Origin of the sequence: Alteromonas ponticola (assembly GCF_012911815.1) — a bacterium.
GTDB classification, from domain to species: Bacteria; Pseudomonadota; Gammaproteobacteria; order Enterobacterales; family Alteromonadaceae; genus Alteromonas; species Alteromonas ponticola.
Genome location: NZ_JAATNW010000003.1, coordinates 363,362 through 380,626, shown reverse-complemented (window position 1 = coordinate 380,626; position 17,265 = coordinate 363,362). Strand labels below are relative to the sequence as shown.

17 protein-coding genes are annotated in these 17,265 nt (G+C 46.6%); 16 read left to right on the top strand and 1 reads right to left on the bottom strand.

The window, feature by feature from the left end:
- Window positions 1-59: 59 nt before the first annotated feature.
- The 13 genes from HCJ96_RS06620 (at window position 60) to flgL (ending at window position 12,749) form a co-directional block, all read left to right on the top strand.
- A complete protein-coding gene (locus tag HCJ96_RS06620; protein WP_169210242.1) occupies window positions 60-986 on the top strand; it encodes a chemotaxis protein CheV in 927 nt (308 codons plus the stop codon).
- Between the two features lie 18 nt (window positions 987-1,004).
- The gene (locus HCJ96_RS06615) at window positions 1,005-1,838 is read left to right on the top strand and encodes a CheR family methyltransferase (protein ID WP_169210241.1); all 834 of its coding nucleotides are present in this window, start codon (window positions 1,005-1,007) and stop codon (window positions 1,836-1,838) included.
- A gap of 81 nt (window positions 1,839-1,919) precedes the next feature.
- A complete protein-coding gene (gene flgB, locus HCJ96_RS06610) occupies window positions 1,920-2,324 on the top strand; it encodes a flagellar basal body rod protein FlgB (protein ID WP_169210240.1) in 405 nt (134 codons plus the stop codon).
- Window positions 2,321-2,743, top strand: coding sequence for a flagellar basal body rod protein FlgC (gene flgC, locus HCJ96_RS06605; protein WP_169210239.1), 423 nt, complete (start codon window positions 2,321-2,323; stop codon window positions 2,741-2,743). Before flgB ends, flgC begins: the two co-directional genes overlap by 4 nt.
- Window positions 2,744-2,772: 29 nt before the next feature.
- The gene (locus HCJ96_RS06600) at window positions 2,773-3,459 is read left to right on the top strand and encodes a flagellar hook assembly protein FlgD (protein ID WP_169210238.1); all 687 of its coding nucleotides are present in this window, start codon (window positions 2,773-2,775) and stop codon (window positions 3,457-3,459) included.
- Between the two features lie 16 nt (window positions 3,460-3,475).
- On the top strand, window positions 3,476-4,861 hold the full coding sequence (gene flgE / locus HCJ96_RS06595) for a flagellar hook protein FlgE (protein WP_169210237.1): 1,386 nt from the start codon (window positions 3,476-3,478) through the stop codon (window positions 4,859-4,861).
- 118 nt (window positions 4,862-4,979) lie between these two features.
- Window positions 4,980-5,723 carry a flagellar basal body rod protein FlgF gene (locus HCJ96_RS06590; protein ID WP_169210236.1) on the top strand — a complete coding sequence of 248 codons (744 nt, stop codon included), beginning with the start codon at window positions 4,980-4,982 and terminating at the stop codon, window positions 5,721-5,723.
- A gap of 74 nt (window positions 5,724-5,797) precedes the next feature.
- The gene (gene flgG, locus HCJ96_RS06585; protein WP_169210235.1) at window positions 5,798-6,586 is read left to right on the top strand and encodes a flagellar basal-body rod protein FlgG; all 789 of its coding nucleotides are present in this window, start codon (window positions 5,798-5,800) and stop codon (window positions 6,584-6,586) included.
- 17 nt (window positions 6,587-6,603) lie between these two features.
- Window positions 6,604-7,284 carry a flagellar basal body L-ring protein FlgH gene (gene flgH, locus HCJ96_RS06580; RefSeq protein WP_169210234.1) on the top strand — a complete coding sequence of 227 codons (681 nt, stop codon included), beginning with the start codon at window positions 6,604-6,606 and terminating at the stop codon, window positions 7,282-7,284.
- 8 nt (window positions 7,285-7,292) lie between these two features.
- Window positions 7,293-8,405 (top strand): flagellar basal body P-ring protein FlgI, encoded by a 1,113-nt coding sequence (locus HCJ96_RS06575; protein ID WP_169210233.1) that lies wholly within the window; start codon window positions 7,293-7,295, stop codon window positions 8,403-8,405.
- Window positions 8,405-9,355: a flagellar assembly peptidoglycan hydrolase FlgJ gene (flgJ, locus tag HCJ96_RS06570; protein WP_169210232.1), complete on the top strand. Its 951-nt coding sequence runs from the start codon at window positions 8,405-8,407 to the stop codon at window positions 9,353-9,355. Before HCJ96_RS06575 ends, flgJ begins: the two co-directional genes overlap by 1 nt.
- A 31-nt stretch (window positions 9,356-9,386) precedes the next feature.
- Window positions 9,387-11,519: a flagellar hook-associated protein FlgK gene (flgK, locus tag HCJ96_RS06565; protein WP_169210231.1), complete on the top strand. Its 2,133-nt coding sequence runs from the start codon at window positions 9,387-9,389 to the stop codon at window positions 11,517-11,519.
- 6 nt (window positions 11,520-11,525) lie between these two features.
- On the top strand, window positions 11,526-12,749 hold the full coding sequence (flgL, locus tag HCJ96_RS06560) for a flagellar hook-associated protein FlgL (protein ID WP_169210230.1): 1,224 nt from the start codon (window positions 11,526-11,528) through the stop codon (window positions 12,747-12,749).
- Here the strand turns inward: flgL and HCJ96_RS06555 are convergent.
- Window positions 12,729-13,703, bottom strand: coding sequence for a hypothetical protein (locus HCJ96_RS06555; protein ID WP_169210229.1), 975 nt, complete (start codon window positions 13,701-13,703; stop codon window positions 12,729-12,731). The two genes, flgL and HCJ96_RS06555, sit on opposite strands and share 21 nt — an antisense overlap.
- Before the next feature lie 228 nt (window positions 13,704-13,931).
- On the opposite strand from HCJ96_RS06555, the gene HCJ96_RS06550 reads away from it, so the two are divergent.
- From HCJ96_RS06550 to HCJ96_RS06540, 3 genes are all read left to right on the top strand, one after another.
- Window positions 13,932-14,762, top strand: a complete 831-nt coding sequence (locus HCJ96_RS06550; RefSeq protein ID WP_169210228.1) for a flagellin domain-containing protein — start codon at window positions 13,932-13,934, stop codon at window positions 14,760-14,762.
- Window positions 14,763-15,161: 399 nt separating this feature from the next.
- Window positions 15,162-15,992 carry a flagellin domain-containing protein gene (locus HCJ96_RS06545; RefSeq protein ID WP_169210227.1) on the top strand — a complete coding sequence of 277 codons (831 nt, stop codon included), beginning with the start codon at window positions 15,162-15,164 and terminating at the stop codon, window positions 15,990-15,992.
- A 231-nt stretch (window positions 15,993-16,223) separates the two neighbouring features.
- Window positions 16,224-17,042, top strand: coding sequence for a flagellin N-terminal helical domain-containing protein (locus HCJ96_RS06540; RefSeq protein ID WP_169210226.1), 819 nt, complete (start codon window positions 16,224-16,226; stop codon window positions 17,040-17,042).
- Window positions 17,043-17,265: the final 223 nt, after the last annotated feature.

The following is a 17,265-nucleotide window of genomic DNA, read 5'->3' as shown; positions in this document are numbered from 1 at the left end:
CACGATTAAGTGATAAGGTCTAACGCAATGTTCGTGCCCAATTTTTCAAGAGGTGATGTATGTCAGGCATTCTAGATTCCGTAAACCAGCGAACCCAGCTAGTTGGGCAAAATCGTCTGGAATTGCTGTTGTTTCGATTGAATGGTCGCCAACGGTTTGGAATCAACGTTTTCAAAGTGCGTGAAGTGTTACAGTGCCCGCCTCTTACTTCTATGCCTAAACTGAACAAGCTTGTGCGAGGCATTGCCCACATCCGTGGTCAGACGATTTCGGTGATTGATTTAAGTATGGCCACAGGAGGTAAGAGAATTGAAGATCTTGCCAGCTCTTTTATTGTTATTGCTGAATATAACCGTTCAGTTCAGGGGTTTCTGGTAGGGGCAGTGGAACGCATCATTAACACGAACTGGGATGCGATCATGCCGCCACCTCAAGGTACTGGCCGCGCCAGTTATCTGACCGCGGTTACGGAAGTTGAGAACGAGTTAATTGAAATTTTGGATGTGGAGAAAATTCTGAATGAGATTTCCCCATTAAATGCTGAAGTCAGTGCGGATGTAGCCGCAAATTTAAAAACAGAAGGTAATGAAAATAAAATAATTTTTATTGCCGATGATTCTTCTGTCGCCCGTAATCAGGTCAAGAAAGCATTGACCTCGCTGGGGCTGGAAATTGAAATGGCTAAAAATGGCCTTGAAGCGCTGAAACGACTTAAGCAAATTGCGGAAGAATATGGCGATGTAACCGATCGCGTAGGGGTGTTGGTTTCAGATATAGAGATGCCAGAAATGGATGGTTATACACTGACTGCCGAAATTAAAAATACGCCCGAACTTCAAAAGCTACATGTGGTTCTACACACATCGCTAAGTGGTGTTTTCAACCAGGCAATGGTGAAAAAGGTGGGTGCGGATGATTTTATAGCCAAGTTCCATCCAGATGAACTGGCAACAGCCGTGCAAAAATGGTTAGTAAATCCAGAGTAAAAGCAGGGCGGCAACGGATTGAAAAATAAAGAAGTCTCTGAAGAAAGTTACCAGAAATTTGGCCACTTTCTCGAGCAACAATGTGGCATCGTACTGGGTGTGAACAAGCAATACCTGGTGCGTAGTCGGCTGTCATCGCTACTTTATACATTTAATATTGATGCTCTGGATAACCTGATTGAACAGGTCGTCATGGGCAGAAACAAGTCTATGTTGCAGGCAGTCATAGACGCCATGACGACAAATGAAACATTATGGTTTCGAGATACCTATCCATTCGACCTTTTAGTCAATCGTATTCTGCCAGAATTTTCTAATTTATCCCGCCCACTCAGGATCTGGAGTGCTGCCTGTTCGTCAGGGCAGGAACCGTATTCGATTGCCATGTCAGTGATGGAATATAGACGCAAATCTCCCTCGGCCCTCAGACGCGGTGTGGAGGTTGTGGCTACAGATTTGTCGACCGCCATGCTCGCGCGTTGCGAGGAAGGTATTTATGACGAATTGTCACTGGCCCGGGGGTTGTCACTTGAGCGAAGACAAAGGTATTTCAACCACTTAGAGGACGGTCGCATGGTGGTTAAGCCAGAGGTGAAAAAAATGGTGGCATTTCGCAGCATGAATCTGCTGCACTCTTATGCCGGCCTTGGTAAGTTTGATGTCGTTTTTTGCCGCAATGTGCTGATTTATTTTGCCCCGGCAATTAAACAAAAAATACTGCAACAAATTGCCGGATTGCTGCAAGCAGATGGCATTCTATTTCTTGGCGCTTCGGAATCAATTAGCACCGCCAGCCAGTTTTTCAATATGGTAAAATGTTCACCAGGCCTCTACTACCAACGAAAATCATAACTCAGACCGTCTTCAAATTAATTCAACACTTCAAATTGGCACTTCACTTGCTACATCCTCAGCGTTAGAGGAGTAAATTGTATGGCAATTGATTTAGACCGGCTGGTTGGATTTCATCAAAAAGCGCTGAACTTAAGAGAAAAGCGAATGGAGCTTATATCTGGCAATATCGCAAATGCGAATACCCCAGGCTACAAGGCGCGAGACATTGATTTTCAGTCGGCTATGAAGATGGCTGCAACTGACCAGAGACAAACGATGGTGCGCACTGATAGTAAGCATATCACTGGAAGTATGCACACCACCTCCTTTATTCAATATCGCTCTCCAGGGCAATCAGACACTGGGGATGGTAATTCGGTAGAAGTACAAAAAGAGCGTAACGAATTTCTCGATAATGGATTGCGCTATCAGGCTACGCTGGAATTTTTAAACGGTAAATTCAAAGGTATGAAGAAGGCTCTGAGTGGAGGACAAGGCGGATGAGTTTATTTAATGTTATGTCAATTTCGAGCCAGGGAATGGAGGCAGAATCTGTTCGGCTTAATACCACTGCCAGTAATATTGCTAATGCCAACAGCGTAAGTAGCAGTGACGGCGAAACTTACCGCGCGCGCAAACCAGTTTTTGCCGCAGAGCTGCAAAAAGCAACCGATCATCAAAGTGACGGTGTCGGTGTCAAAGTATTAGGGATTGTTGAAAGCAAAGCGCCTCTGCAGGTCGAGTATGCTCCCAACAATCCAATGGCCGATGCCGATGGTTACATTTACAAGCCAAACGTCAATATCGTTGAAGAGATGGCTGACATGATGTCCGCATCCAAAGCTTACGAAACCAACGTGCAAGTTGCGGATACCACAAAACGTCTGTTTCGTCGTGTACTACAATTGGGTCAAGGGCAATAACTGGCCTGAGCGGTAATTGAGGAATTGTAATGAATACTATTAATCCTTCCGATTTAACCAATGATCTGTATTGGCAGGAAGAAAAAGTAAAAGTTTCTGATGGAAAAGAGCAAAACCTGACGCAGGAAGATTTTTTCTCTCTGCTTACAGAGCAACTAGCCAATCAGGACCCCACCAAACCAGTTGATAATGATCAAATGGTTGCACAGATGACCTCGTTTACTATGGCGGACGGTATCGCTCAGTTAAATGAGAAGTTTGAGTCATTTGCTACCTCAATGACGTCGAATCAGGCATTGCAGGCGTCAAGTCTGATTGGTCAGCATGTATTGGTAGAGAGCAACATCGGCCATATGAACGCTGAGGGTGCAGGGGTATCAGGGGTTGTGGTCAATGGCGAAACCGTACAGAACATGAAGATTACTATTCAAAATCAGTACGGCGAAATAGTTAAAACCATTGACGCGGGCACGCAAGGTAAGGGTAACGTCCGCTTTAATTGGGACGGCACAGATGCTCAGGGTAATCCAATGCCCGCTGGAGACTATGTTGTTAAAGCCACTGGCGAAGCCGGCGGTGAAGGGGTTGCCATACCCACAGCAATAAATCGTCATGTTGGAAGCGTCAGTCTTGCCGGAAGCGGCAAGGGTATTATTTTGAATCTGGACGGCAATGTCAGCATTAAACTTGACGATGTTATTCAGATTGGTAGTTAGTAGGAGAGAGTGAGTTATGTCTTTTAACATTGCATTAAGTGGTGTTGCCGCCGCTCAAAAAGACCTTGATGTCACTGCGAATAATATCGCAAACGTAAACACGGTAGGCTTTAAAGAATCGCGTGCTGAATTTGGCGATGTGTACGCATCGTCATTATTGGCGGGTGGTGATACTAAAGTGGGTGATGGTGTTATCACACTGGAAGTGGCTCAGCAGTTCTCTCAGGGAAGTTTACAATTCACCAATACAGCACTCGATTTAGCGATTACCGGAAATGGTTTTTTTGCCACGGTACCCGAAATTACGTCCCGCGATTATTCATTTACACGTGCTGGGCAATTTAAATTAGACTCTGAAAACTTCGTTGTAAATAGCAATGGAGACAACCTGGTGGGCTTCCCGGTAAACGGCGACGGCTCAAGTGCATCAGTTGCGCTGAGTACAACTGTGCCGGTGCGTATTCCGGATTCGTCAGGGTCTCCTCAGAAAACCTCTGAGGTAGATATCCGTATGAATTTGCCGGCGAATGAAGGCGTCAAGGATCCTGCCCAGTTTGATCCGGATGATCCACTCACGTATAACGCGGCTACATCAGTAACAGTGTATGACTCGTTAGGTGACAGCCACGTAATGACCTATTACTTCATCAAGGATAACGATCCTGCGGTGCAAAATGAATGGTATCTGGCAACTGCCATTGACGGCACGCTCACTGATTTAGTCAACGCTGACGGCAGTGATTCAGACCCCGCAACGGCTACTAATACAATGGGAACAGCGACCGGCAATGATGTCAGCGCAGCTAAGCTGAGGTTCAGTGCAGGTGGCGATTTTATTGGTATTGAAAGCCCTGATGGAAACACGCCATCAGACTTTAAAATTACCACCGAGGCATTAGGCGGCGGGATCCTGACCAATGGTTCCGATCCTTCTCAACAAATTACGGTGGATTTTAATCTCAATCCTGCCATCGCTACGCCTAATGAGCCAACTCAATTTGCTTCATCCTTTGAGGTGACGTCACTTGAACAGGACGGTCTACCGGTTGGTCGCTTGACCGGTATTGATATCGGCCCTGATGGCTTGGTCAGAGCCACTTTTTCTAATGGTACCTCTGAACCGATCGTGCGCGTCGCGCTAATTCGTTTTTCGAACGAGCAAGGGCTGATTCAGGAAAGTAATACGCAATGGAAAGAGAGCATTACGTCGGGTGAAGCACTTGCCGGTGAAGCAACCACAGGAACCTTTGGTGAAATTAACTCATCTGCACTAGAGCAGGCAAATGTTAACCTCACCACGGAATTGATTGACCTCATTATTGCCCAGCGCAACTTCCAGGCGAACTCCAGGGCGCTTGAAGTGAACAACCAGCTCAATCAAACGATTCTGAATATTCGTTAATAAAATCATGATGTTAAAAAGGTCGCAAACGCGGCCTTTTTTCTTTTTTGATGCTTATAAAAGTGGCATCGGCCTTGCAAAACTCCTGATATGAATTCCTTATCGTCAAAAGTCAGTCATGGATAAATTACTTTGGATTGCCGCCAGTGGAGCCAAGCAGGACTTACTGGCTACCGGTGTCAGAGCCAATAACTTAGCCAATGCGCAAACCATAGGTTTTAAAGCTCAGCTTGAACAGGCCAGAGCAATGCCGGTCTACGATGGCGGCCTGCCAACTCGTGTTTTTGCCATGACCGAAAGCCCGTCAAATAATTATGAAACCGGTGCGATGATCCAAACAGGTCGGGACCTTGATGTTGCGATTCAGGGCAATGGTTTTTTTGCCGTTCAGGACGCCAATGGGAATGAAGTCTATTCCCGTGACGGCAGTTTTCAGCTGGGACCTGACGGAGTTTTGACGGATATGCATGGCAATATAGTGCTCGGTGATGCCGGGCCTATATTTTTACCTGTGCCGCTGGATAATTTAAATATTGATATGGACGGGACGATTTCGACCCGTCCTATTGGCGCACCGATTAATGTCTCCGAAGAAGTGGGCAGGCTGAAATTGGTTAACCCACAATTAGACAGTATTGAACGAAGAGCTGACGGCCTGTTTCAATCCAAAAATGGTGAGCTGTTTAATGCCAGTGAACAGGTAAATCTGCTTTCAGGAGTGGTGGAAGGCTCCAATGTCAACGCAGTAAATGAAATGGTCAATATGATTAGCCTGCAACGTCATTACGAACTGCAGGTGAAATTGATGAAGCAAGCTGATGATCTGGATCAGCAAGGCAACATGATGTTGCGTATTCTGTAATTTAACAAGACGTAACAAGTAACAAATAACAAGTTAACTAACAGCAGAGCAATATGCTCATGTAGGAGGTCGTTATGCATCCAGCGTTATGGATCAGTAAGACAGGACTTGATGCCGCGCAAACCGATGTGTCTGTGGTGTCGAACAACCTGGCAAACGCATCAACCGTGGGGTTTAAAAAAGACCGTGCTGTGTTTGAAGACTTACTTTATCAAAATATCAATCAGCCAGGTGGACGTTCATCGGCTGATACAGAGAGACCTTCCGGGCTTATGTTGGGGGCCGGTTCTAAAGTGGTTGCCACACAGAAATCACACACGCAGGGCAACATGGTCACGACACAAAACTCATTGGACATGTTGGTCCAGGGACGCGGCTTTTTTGAAATTCTGCAGCCTGACGGAACCATCGCTTATACCCGCAATGGACAATTTACCCTGAATGATCAGGGCCAGATTGTTACCCCTGGCGCAGGCTTTTTATTGCAACCTGAAATAGCGGTACCAGAGGATGCTCAGCAAATTACCGTATCGCAGGACGGTGAGGTGTCGGTCACAGTGCGTGGTGAAGCTGAGCCGCAGGTTATTGGGCAAATCAATATTTCAGACTTTATCAATCCAACAGGGTTACAGCCCACCGGTCAGAACTTATTTGTCGAGACTGCAGTGAGCGGTGCGCCTATTCAGGGCATTCCAGGATTGCAGGGCCTCGGGACTATTGTTCAGGGCGCACTGGAAACGTCAAATGTAAATGTAACAGAAGAGCTGGTCAATCTCATTGAGAGCCAGCGTCTTTATGAAATGAACTCCAAGGTTATATCGTCTGTTGACCAGATGCTTGGTCAGGTCATACAACAGCTATAACGCTAAAAGGTGATGTCATGCGGTTAGGATTACTTCTCACTACCATTATTGTAATTACTGGGTGTTCAAGTACATCTGCACCGCCCGTGCAGGCCAATGATCCTTTATTTGCTCCGGTCATTCCGGATATCCCCCGTGAACATATCATTGAGGACGGTGCGCTGTTCAGGCCAAATATGGCCAATAGCCTGTATTCGGACGTCACCGCGAGACGAATTGGCGATTTGATCACAGTAACCTTAAGTGAAAATACCAACGCTTCAAAGTCAGCCGGAACCTCAACCTCCAAAGATACCGAAGTTGACCTGGAGCCGATAACGGGCCTAGGGGGCAATGCGATAAATCTGGGCAGTCAATCCATCCAACTGGGGGTGTCTGCAGGAGACAGTTTTCAAGGCGACGCACAAGCTAACCAAAGCAACAGTCTCTCAGGCGCAATATCCGTCACGGTCGTGGATGTATTGCCCAACCAGAATCTGGTTATCCGCGGAGAAAAGTGGCTGACGTTAAATCATGGAGATGAATATATTCGCCTCACAGGAATTATCCGACCTGCTGACATCAGTCCGCAGAATGAAATTGTTTCGACAAAAATTGCCAACGCCAGGATTCAGTACAGCGGCACTGGCTCATTCGCCCGATCACAGGAAAAGGGCTGGCTATCGCGCTTCTTTTCTTCTGAATGGTGGCCTATTTAGGGGATGTTATGAAAACGTATTACCTCGTTCTGACTGTTATATTGCTGGCTACTTCAGCCACTGCTGATGCGCAGCGTATAAAGGATGTGGCTAGTATTCAGGGGGTGCGCGCTAATCAGTTGGTGGGTTACGGACTGGTGGTAGGCTTGCCGGGGACTGGCGAACAGAGCCCCTTCACCGAGCAAAGCTTTCGTACGATGCTTAGTAACTTTGGTATCAGTTTAGATCCCAGTACCAAACCAAAAATTAAAAATGTAGCCGCGGTCGCCGTGCATGCCAGTCTACCCGCTTTTATTAAACCCGGACAAACCATAGACGTTACCGTTTCATCCGTGGGAGAAGCAAGCAGTTTACAAGGAGGCACCTTGCTGCAAACCTTCTTGCGTGGCGTTGACGGCCGGGTTTACGCGGTTGCGCAGGGAAGTTTAGTGGTTAGTGGTTTTGGCGCTGAGGGCGGTGATGGTTCACGTATTGTGGCTAACACACCTACCGTAGGACGAATCCCTAATGGTGCATTGGTAGAGCAGACTGTACCCAGTGGCTTTGCCAATGGTGACAGTCTAACGCTGAATCTACATCATCCTGACTTTTCGACAGCCAAGCGCCTGGCTGACACTATAAACGAGCGTTTAGGTGCACAACCGGATCAGGGCTACACCATTGCCGAACCAATCGATGCAGCCTCAGTGAGAGTGACCGCCCCACGCGACAGAGGGCAGCGAGTCGGCTTTTTAGCGACGCTGGAAAATTTCCAGTTTGAACCGGCTGACGCGCCTGCAAGAGTTGTTATCAACAGCCGCACCGGCACCATTGTAATTGGACAGGACGTACGGCTGTTGCCTGCGGCCATTACCCATGGCGGACTCACAGTGACGATTTCTGAAAACCAGCTGGTGACACAACCTAATGCACTGGGGGAAGGCGAAACAGTCGTTACCACCCGTTCTATCGTTGATGTCGATATGAGTGATAGCAGAATGTTTAAATTTGAACCGGGCGTCACTCTGGATCAGTTAGTGCGAGCGGTTAATGAAGTGGGCGCTGCACCGGGTGACCTGATGGCGATACTTGAAGCTTTGCGTCAGGCTGGTGCATTACGCGGTGAACTGGTGGTGATCTGATGGAAATCAATTCTGCTTCCAGCCAATTGGATATGGCGCGCAACGTTCACGATTTAGGCAGCGTCAATAAACTGCGTGAAGCCATTGCCTCTGGCGATGAAAAGGTGTTGCAGGAAGCAGCCCAGCAGTTTGAAGCGATTTTCGTACAAATGATGTTTAAGTCAATGCGACAGGCGCAGGAAGCCATTGCGGACGAAAACAGCCCGTTTAATTCGGAACAGGTTAAGTTTTATCAGGACATGCATGATCAGCAGTTAGCGGCGGATTTATCTGCAGGTGGCGGCCTGGGCCTGGCTGAGATCATCGTGCAGCAGTTAGGTCAGCAGGACAAAAATTTCACGCCGGCCAGTGTTATTCGTAATGACGGAAATATCGCATCATTGAACCAACCACAGCGAGTACAGGTCAAATTAAGCCAGGATAAAGTACTTGAATCAAATACAATGGGTTCAATCGCTTCATTTAAAGCCCCCATGTTTGATGATCAGCAGAGTTTTGTCGAAGCCTTGTACCCTCATGCTAAGGAAGCGGCTGAAGTACTTGGTACAGACCCAAAAGCGATTATCGCACAAGCAGCGGTAGAAACAGGCTGGGGTAAATTCGTTATTCATGATGCACAAGGCAATAGCAGTCATAACCTGTTTGGTATTAAAGCCAATCACGCCTGGGGCGGTCGCCAGACAGTCGTGGATACGCTGGAATTTGAAGGCGGCGTGGCAAAAAAACACAAAGCCGCGTTTCGTGCGTATGAATCTATCAAGGATGCGGTGCATGACTATGTTGATTTTATTCGTTCGCAGCCTCGTTACCAACAGGCGGTGGACAACGGCGCTGACACAAAAACGTACTTTAGTGAGTTGCAACGCGCTGGTTATGCAACCGATCCACAATATGCAGATAAGATTATGGCAGTCCTCAAAAGCGATGCCATCAATGGTTTTATGCCATGAATTTCATTAACGGGCAGAGGAGCAACTGATTATGGTCCGTCCTGTCGATATGTTCAATATCGCTAAAAGCGGTATTAATGCAAGCAGTACATTGTTGCAAACCACCAGTAAGAACATTGCTAATGTTAATACTGAAGGGTATGTGCGCGAACGAACTACTTTTGAAGGTGGAATCGTTGGTGGCGTGGGCGAACCTACTACAGAGCGGGTAATCGATGTGTTCGCGCAAAATCAACTGCGCCGCGACATTACCAAAGTAGGTGAGTTTGAGGTGTATCAGCAAAAAGCCTCAGCGATCGATAACCTGCTGGCCAGCGACGCCAATTCAATTGCTCAGGGGTTAAGTGCATTTTTTGGTTCACTGCAAACGGCAGCCGATGACCCGTCAAACTTATCTTCACGTGAACTTGTGCTTGCGCAGGGACGGGACGTGCTCAGACGCTTTGGTACCGTATCAGATTTCCTGGAACAAAAGGAAAAAGAGGTAAACCTGGAGTTTACCTCAATGGTCAACCGTGCAAATGATCTCATTAAGAACATCGGCGAGTTAAACAACGCGATTCAAGTCGCTGGTGGTGATTTTGGCTCAGCCCGAGAACCCACCACTTTGATGAACCAGCGGGATAAGTCAATTGAAGAACTCGCTGAACTGATGGCAATTGAAGTCAGCGACAGTAAAAGCGAACCGGGCTCCGTCAATATCAATTTGAAAACCGGTGAATCACTGATCCTCGATGATGGTAGCTTTAATCTCATTGAAATCAGTACCGACGCCGACTTAGGACGTAAGCAACTGCAGTTATCCACCGAGTTTAGCGGCGATAAAAAGGACACCAAAATCAATTTGGGTGAAACCAGTCTGGGCGGCCAGATCGGTGGGCTATTCCGCTATCGTGATGAAATACTGGCTCCCACCCAGCGGGACATAGGTCAAATGGCGCTTGCGTTTGCCGACGCGGTCAATAGCCAGAATAAACTGGGTATGGATCTGGATTTCCAACTTGGCGGAGATATATTTAATTTGCCTGAATTTGTTGGCGTAAATTATCCCGGCACACCTGATGGTCTACCGGTAACCGGGCGGGTTACACCTGGCAGTGGCGAACTCGTTACCGATGCGGATTACAAGGTCACGGTAACCAGTGTCAGCGGTGGTGTGCCTGATGAGGTGCGATTAGAATTACTCAACGCCGATGGCACGCCTAAACTTGACGCTTCGGGTAGCCCGGTAATTTACCCGGGAATTAGCGTTGGCGCTGGATTTTCTGAGTTACCTGCGGGGTTAGAAATCGACTTTGAAGCAACCGGCGGTTACTCCGTTGGCAATGAATTTTTGTTCCAACCGGCAAAATACGCCGCGGCGGATATTGAGTTGGCCACAGATCGCCCACAGGATTTGGCGTTTGCTTCCCCCATACGCGTGCAACCGGACAGTGATAACTTAGGCACAGCCACCGTCAAACAGGTCACCGTCACTAACACTACCGTAGATCCTTCTTTAGGTGATGAGGCTTCAGCGTTTGATGGCTCTGGTGGCATTCACGGTGTCGCCGGCTCGCCCAGCGCAACCGTAGGTGCGCCCGCTGAAATTCAGTTTACTTCACCGACTGATTATCGAGTGTTGGACAGTGCTGGAAATGTGATCACCAATGTGAGTGGCATAACCGACTACGATAATCTCTTGAGCCAGGCGGAAGCGTCGGGTGCGACACCCCCTTGGCCAGCCTCATTTTCTGCGCTGGATGATTATCCCGGCTATGACTTAAGTCTGGCCGGCAGCCCAAGGGCAGGTGATTCGTTTGCATTGTCTTACAATACCAACGGCGTTAATGACAATACTAATGCGCTGGAGATGATTAATTTACAAGACGAAAAACTAGTGCAGGTCAGCAGCGATGCGTCAAATGAACCGCGTACCCTTTTCGATGCATTTTCCTCAGTTGTAGGAAATGTTGGAGAAAAAGCAGCCAGTGCCGATATATCATTAGAAGCTGCTGAAGCGATGAAATCACAGTCTCAGGAATGGTTCGACTCTGTATCTGGCGTAAGCCTGGATGAAGAGGCGGCCAACCTTGTGCGTTTTCAGCAGAGCTATGCTGCCGCTGCCCGCATTTTAACGACAGCTCAGCAAATGTTTGACACAATTTTATCGGCTGCCAGGTAATTACTCATGCGTATTTCAACCAATCAATTCTTCAATCGTAATTTAGAAGCGATTATGGATAGTCAGCGCAAACTCGCTGATACGCAGGAGCAGCTTGCAACCGGTAAGCGTATTAATCGCCCATCTGATGATCCGGTGGGCGCGGCTCAGGTGGTCAGGTTAACTGAGCAGTTGGCGAATATTGACCAATATAAACAAAACAATGGATTGTTTGTTAGTCGATTAGAGCAACAAGAGACAGTGCTTTCTAACGTCAATGATGCAGCAGCCCGCGCCAGACAACTTATTCAGCAAGCGGGTTCGGGCGTATTAAATGATGAGAATCGCCGTGCCATTGGTAACGAACTTCAGCAGATTCGTGACGAAGTACTTGATTTAATGAATGCTCAGGATCCGTCTGGCGATTATATGTTCGCCGGTTTTCAGGCTGATAGCCCGGCATTCAGCTTTAATCCGGCAGCACCGGGTAATGCGGTGCGTTTCGAGGGAGACAGCGGGACCAATTCAGTAAAGCTTTCCGATAACGTTACGTTACGTAGCACGACCAGTGGCCAGGATGTGTTTGAAAATATTGTTGCACCACAGGGCTTTTCGGTATCCGGCAGTATTGGTGCCACAGTGAATGCATCTGATGTTGCCAATCAGGATGCGTTTGATAGTTTTTTCGATGCCAATTACGATGGTTTTACCGCTACCAATAATGACTTCCGTCTTACATTACAGGCAGGTAATCAGGTTCAGCTAACCAACGTTGCCAGCGGCGCGGTTATCGACACGGTTGACTACACATCGGGCGAACCCTTTACCATTGAAGGGATGAGTTTCACCGTCACGGGCACTGCTGGTGACACCGTGGATTTTTCTTTGAATAAACCAGAAAAGAAAAATATCGCTGAAACGTTGCATGACATTTACACCGCTTTAGCGGTTGACGGTGTCTCTGGTGATTCATTGCGAAAGGCAATTCAAGGCTCTATTTCCAGCTTGGACTCGGCGACTGATAAAATTTCAGCTGAAATTTCGTCAATCGGCGGGAGACAAAATGTGGCTTCATCCGTATTTGAAACCAATCTGGATCTAGAGGTCAATGTCCGCTCAGCGCGAGCGAATATTGAAGAAACCGATTTTGCTGAAGCAAGCGCGGAGTTTGCCAGGCAGGAAACCGCCCTCAATGCCGCACTACAGACATTTCCGCGCATATCGAGTTTGTCACTGTTTAATTTTATCTAAGTAACATTGTAAGTTCTCTATTTTGGCTACATATACACGCGTTGATCTGTCTATGTGGCCGGAATAATAAGAGAGATAACAAGTGTCACCGTATAATACGATCCCAGGATAACTGTTGTCTGCTGCGCTAGGTAAAGTTAACAGGTGAGTGAGCTTTGCATCTTTTAATGTCAAATGCCAAATCGCTGTTTGTGGCCGATTATTCTGCCAAATGCGACCAGCAACTAAGGCGCTATCTGCCGATAAGGCATGCAAAACAGGACCACCAATATAGGTATCTAAATCTTGCCACTGCCATTGCCTATAGGGGGCTTTTGCACATCCTAACTGTGCCGAAAAACTATCCGCATCACGTCTCACCAATGCCCACATTGACCCATCTTCGTCAAACAGTAAATCACTTTCATTTGGGTAACCCAGCTTGTGATCGCGCAACGAGAGTGCGTGTGATTTATGCAGGTACATGGCTTTGCGAGGATGGCCGGAATAAAGATCGATTCGATTTTGCAGACGATTATATGCGAATCCGTACGCCTGACCCTGATACCACCTTATACGCCACAACCACCAACCACTCGTACCGAAAAAGTGGGGGGATGACCAGGTCAGGCCATTATCACTGAACCAACTCACCCAACGAGTGCTGGAGCATGACTGTTCGGTGGCATTTATACGTGCGTAGGCTAGTAGATAGATACGACCATTATCATCAATACTTAATTTAGGATCACGCAGGTCACTATCAGGAAAAGAGATTATTTGTCGAGTAAGAACCTTAAGTTCAAGATCGGTTACGGTAACTTCAATGCGACCATCACCGCTGATGTGATTGGTTGCCTGACGATAACAGCAAACCAGCTTATCGTTCACTTTAACTAAATCGGTGAAGGCACTGTGGTTATAAGCGCTTGAAATACGGTTTATCTGAATAAATTTTGAACTTTTTTGTGTCATGGAAAATCTTTGTAAGACAAAGCGTTAGACAAGTATAGGCAACGTAAAATGAGTTTTCTAAAAAATTTTTAAGTTTTTTGTTAAAGGAAATTTCCCACGGGGCGATAAATATGACGAGAGAGCCAGATTATCAGATCACAAACAGGATCTTGATAATAATAATGTAGTTACGCCGGTAATCCGGTGCCCGACATCCGTCGGTTGAGAGTTGTAGTTGGAGAGATCCTTATGTCTATGTTTGTAAACACTAACGTTTCAGCGTTAAACGCTCAACGTCAATTGTTCGATACCAGTAATTCATTGAACACATCTTTTGAGCGTCTATCTTCAGGTTTCCGCATTAACAGTGCATCAGACGATGCAGCTGGTTTGCAGATTTCTGACCGTATGACATCGCAAATCCAAGGTCTGAATCAGGCAGTACGAAATGCGAATGATGCTATTTCATTGTCTCAGACAGCGGAAGGTGCATTGGACGAAACCACTAACTCATTGCAGCGTATGCGTCAGTTAGCGATTCAGTCTCAAAACGGTATTAACTCAAGTGAAGACCGTGCAGCGTTGCAGAAAGAAGTCGCAGCACTTCAGTCTGAAATGTCACGTACTGCTACAGATACAGAGTTTAACGGCGTTAACATTCTAAGCGGAAGTTTTTCAGCCGATTTCCAGGTTGGAGCAAATTCCGGCCAGACCATCAAGGTTGAGTTAACTAAAACCGGTGGTTTCGGAGCTTCTGGTCTTGGTGTGAATGCAAGCAGTGTTGATATCAGCACATCAGCCGGTGCCGCTGCTGCGTTAACCGCTATCGATGCCGCCATTTCAACCATTGGTGGCACACGTGCAGATTTGGGTGCGCTGCAAAACCGTTTCCAATCTACTATTCGTAACCTGAGCAACGTTGCAGAAAACGTATCAGCAGCACGTTCACGTATCCGTGATACCGACTTTGCTTCTGAAACCGCTGAACTAACGCGTAATCAGATCCTGCAGCAAGCGAGTACGTCTATTCTTGCGCAGGCGAAACAGCGTCCACAATCAGCCTTATCATTATTAGGTTAATAGCTAAGTTGATAGAAAAAAAGCCAGGAGGTAGTGAGAATACAACCGGCTTTTATCAGATTATTCATGAGTCGTAGAAAACTAATCAAAGCCGGGTTTTTTAACCCGGCTTTTTTATATTTTACAGAGAGATACAGCCCCTGCATTTGGGTATGAAAAAATATAATCAGGTATTGAAACTGTTAAAAATGTGGCTTTAGCGATAAAAAATACGTTAATTGCTCAAAAAGTGTCATTTTCTTTCGAATTTTGCTAAAGGATATTTTTTGAACGTCGATAAACTTACTGAGAGAGCCAGGTTATCAGATCCGAATAAGGTCTCGATAACACTTATTTAATAACACCGGTAATCCGGTACCCGACATCCGTCGGTTGAGAGTTGTAGTTGGAGAGATCCTTATGTCTATGTTTGTAAACACTAACGTTTCAGCGTTAAACGCTCAACGTCAATTGTTCGATACCAGTAATTCATTGAACACGTCTTTTGAGCGTCTATCTTCAGGTTTCCGCATTAACAGTGCATCAGACGATGCAGCTGGTTTGCAGATTTCTGACCGTATGACATCGCAAATCCAAGGTCTGAATCAGGCAGTACGAAATGCGAATGATGCTATTTCATTGTCTCAGACAGCGGAAGGTGCATTGGACGAAACCACTAACTCATTGCAGCGTATGCGTCAGTTAGCGATTCAGTCTCAAAACGGTATTAACTCAAGTGAAGACCGTGCAGCATTGCAGAAAGAAGTCGCAGCACTTCAGTCTGAAATGTCACGTACTGCTACAGATACAGAGTTTAACGGCGTTAATATTCTAAGCGGAAGTTTTTCAGCCGATTTCCAGGTTGGAGCGAATTCCGGCCAGACCATCAAGGTTGAGTTAACTAAAACCGGTGGTTATGGAGCTTCTGGTCTTGGTGTGAATGCAAGTAGTGTTGATATCAGCACATCAGCCGGTGCCGCTGCTGCGTTAACCGCTATCGATGCCGCCATTTCAACCATTGGTGGCACACGTGCAGATTTGGGTGCGCTGCAAAACCGTTTCCAATCTACTATTCGTAACCTGAGCAACGTTGCAGAAAACGTATCAGCAGCACGTTCACGTATCCGTGATACCGACTTTGCTTCTGAAACCGCTGAACTAACGCGTAATCAGATCCTGCAGCAAGCGAGCACGTCTATTCTTGCACAGGCGAAACAGCGTCCACAGTCAGCCTTATCATTATTAGGTTAATATTTGAAAGGCAGTAGGCTGAGACCACAGACCATGTTGAAGGTCTCAGCTTTTAAAGACTGAACGGGTAACCGGGTAGCCCCCGGTTTTACCTGATCAATGGTGAGTTTCTTACTCTTTTGCTTTACCGATTTTGCGCTGTTATCAAGTGACGCGCAACGTTAAGGAGCAAGCTGGTAACCAAACTACCAGCGCTTGCTGAAAGAAGAGTTTTACAGCGAGTTGACGCCTATGTTTGTTAACACGAATGTTTCTGCATTAAATGCTCAACGTCAATTGTTTGATACGGGCAACGCCCTCAATACCTCATTTGAGAGGCTTTCATCCGGGCTCAGGATTAATAGCGCCGCCGATGATGCGGCTGGATTACAAATTTCTGACCGCATGACGTCGCAAATACAAGGGTTGCAACAAGCAGTCCGCAACGCGAATGATGCCATTTCTATCTCGCAGACAGCGGAAGGTGCGCTGGATGAGACGACCAACTCATTGCAACGGATACGACAGTTAGCCGTTCAATCGCAAAGCGGTATTAACACTAATGCCGACCGCGAGGCGTTGCAAAAAGAGGTCGCCGCGTTAAAAACCGAAATATCGCGTATAGGTTCTTACACTGAATTTAATGGTGTCAGTATCCTAAAGGGCGATTTTGAAGTCGATTTTCAGGTTGGCGCGAACAGCGGTCAAACCATTAAGATGGAATTGAATCAAACGGGAGGCTATGGTGCGTCAGGTCTTGGTGTGGGAAGCGTGGATATCAGTACCTCAGCAGGGGCTGCTTTAGCACTAACCGCCATAGACAGTGCTATTTCCAGTATAGGTGGGACCCGAGCAGATCTTGGTGCGCTGCAAAACCGTTTTCAATCAACCATACGCAATCTAAGCAATATTTCTGAGAACATATCTACCGCAAGGTCTGGGATCAGGGATACCGACTTTGCGGCTGAAACTGCTGAATTGACGCGAAACCAAATTTTACAGCAAGCGAGTACATCAATACTGGCTCAGGCAAAGCAACGTCCCCAATCAACACTATCGTTGTTAGGGTAAAAGAATCATCATGCAGAAGCCTGAGTTTCTGCATTTTTCTTATTAGTGATAAACACTTAACGTAATGGTATTAAAAAAAATACATAGGTATGTAAAATGCAAAAATAAGCTTCTTATGTATTTTTTGAAATAAACACCACTTTTTTTGCATTTTTTTCCTCAAGGATTTTTTTCCCTCGACGATACAGTATCTGAGCAAGCCAGGGTGACAAAACACGGCAAA